Raw genomic sequence first — 2322 nt, forward strand, 5'->3', positions numbered from 1 at the left:
AATATATACATTATAAGTATTATAAAGATTTTCTGAAATAACATTAGAGCTTATAGTTATTTTATTATTTCCAAGTATTTTATATTCTAAATTTTCTATTAAATCATTTTCGTATATATCTTTCCCATATGAAAATTTAGTACCTGAAGTACTTTTAAAAAAACCATCTGAAAAATTATTTCTTATCATAGATATCTCCTCTTTTATTAAAAATTAAGGATAGCAAATTAGCTATCCTTAAGATAAATTAATCTATTTGTTTACCAACAAGTGAGAATGGTTGAGCTCTGTTTATTTCTACATTAACTAATTTTCCTATTGAATCCATAGATCCTTCAAAATTAACAAGTTTACCATTTCTAGTTCTACCTGAAAGTTTAGATTCATCATTTTTACTAACTCCTTCAACTAAAACTTCTTGTACAGTTCCTTCATATTTTTTATTACTAATAGCAATATTTTTATTTACAAGATCAACTAATCTATTAAATCTTTCATGTTTTATATCATCTGGAATTTGATTTTCCATTTTATCAGCAGGTGTATTATTTCTTCTTGAATATATAAACATAAATGCTGAATCGTATTTTACTTTATCTACTAAATCTAAAGTATCTTGGAAGTCTTCTTCAGTTTCGCCAGGGAATCCTACTATTATATCTGTTGTTATAGTAACATCTGGAATTTCTTTTTTTATTAAATCAATTAAATATAAATATCTTTCACGGTCATAATGTCTATTCATAACTTTTAATAGTCTATCTGATCCACTTTGAACTGGAAGATGTATTTGTTCACATATTTTATCACAATCTCTTATTGCATAAATAACTTCTTCTGTTAAATCTTTAGGATGAGATGTCATAAATCTTAATCTTTCTAAACCTTCTACTTCATTTATTTTTCTAAGAAGTTTAGCAAAATTTATGTCTTCTTCAAGCCCTTTACCGTAAGAATTTACATTTTGACCTAAAATAGTTATTTCTTTATATCCCTTAGAAACTAAATCTTTAATTTCATTTATTATATCTTCTGATTTTCTACTTCTCTCTCTTCCACGGACATAAGGAACAATACAATATGTACAGAAATTATTACAACCATACATTATAGTAACAAATGCTTTTACAGAACTTTCTCTATCTATAGGAATTCCTTCAACTATTTCAGTTTCTTTATCAAGAATTTCTTTTATTTGAACTCCTTCTGTTTGAACTCTTGTTAAATATTCAGGGAATTTATATGCATTATGAGTTCCAAATATTATATCTACAAATGGGAATGTTTTTAGAACTTTATCTGCCATCCCTATTTGTTGCATCATGCATCCGCATATTGCAATTATAAGATTAGGATTTTTTTCCTTAAGCTTTTTTATAGCTCCAAGATTTCCAAAAACTTTATTTTCAGCATTTTCTCTAACACAACAAGTATTAAATATTATTATATCTGCAGTATCTCTTTCTTCTGTTCTTGTATATCCAAATCTTTTAAGCATACCTGAAAGTTTTTCTGAATCTTCTTCATTCATTTGGCAACCATAAGTAGCTATAAAGTATGTTTTATTTAACTTATCATTACTCATTAAATTTCCTCCATGTTTATAAATTACTTAAGTATTATATCATAATAATTCTTAAGTATAAAGCTTGGATAAAATATATGTTATTAATTAAAAATTAATCTCTTACCCATATATTCATTTTCCCATATAATTTAAATTTACATTTATTATACAGTCTAATAGCTCTAAAATTATCAGTACCAACTTGTATATATAGCTCTTCTATATTTTCTTTATTACATTCATAGCATAAATGTTCTAATAATATTTTTCCAAACCCTTTTCCTCTAAATTTAGAAATAATTCCAAAATTAACAAGTAAAAATGTACTATTTTTTCGTATTATCTGACCATACCCAATTGGCTCATCTTTATAATAAATAAATTTTGAAAATTTATTTATATAGTAATCTTGTTTTTCCTCTAAATAAATATCAGATACTTTTAATGGAACTCTATCTATATTATAAAATATATCATTTTGTATTAAACAACGTAACTTCTCATCAACACCAATTTTAAACTCTTTAAATGATATTGATTTACTTACACTAAATAAAATATCAGTAGTACCAATTTTCTTTTTCATTAAGTTTATATTTTTTATTAAATTAAATTTATTGTTTTGCATAATAATATTATTTTCATAAGTATCTAAGCATTCATATAAAAGAAATGAATTTTTTAATTTACTTATAATATTTAAATCTAATAAATGTAAATATTTAAAATCTATTTCTATATTCAAAATTTTATAT

Annotated in this window: 3 protein-coding genes; all 3 read right to left on the reverse strand. The window is 23.5% G+C overall.

Annotated elements, in window-relative coordinates:
- Positions 1–189 (reverse strand): hypothetical protein (locus CLTHE_RS15020; RefSeq protein WP_143324097.1); only part of this gene is annotated, 189 nt, incomplete at its 3' end.
- A gap of 58 nt (positions 190–247) precedes the next feature.
- Positions 248–1585: a tRNA (N6-isopentenyl adenosine(37)-C2)-methylthiotransferase MiaB gene (miaB, locus tag CLTHE_RS15025; protein ID WP_080024112.1), complete on the reverse strand. Its 1338-nt coding sequence runs from the start codon at positions 1583–1585 to the stop codon at positions 248–250.
- A 94-nt stretch (positions 1586–1679) separates the two neighbouring features.
- Positions 1680–2322: GNAT family N-acetyltransferase (locus CLTHE_RS15030; protein WP_143324098.1), on the reverse strand; the 643-nt coding region annotated here is incomplete at its 5' end.

The sequence above is a fragment of the Clostridium thermobutyricum DSM 4928 genome (assembly GCF_002050515.1).
Lineage (GTDB): Bacteria > Bacillota > Clostridia > Clostridiales > Clostridiaceae > Clostridium > Clostridium thermobutyricum.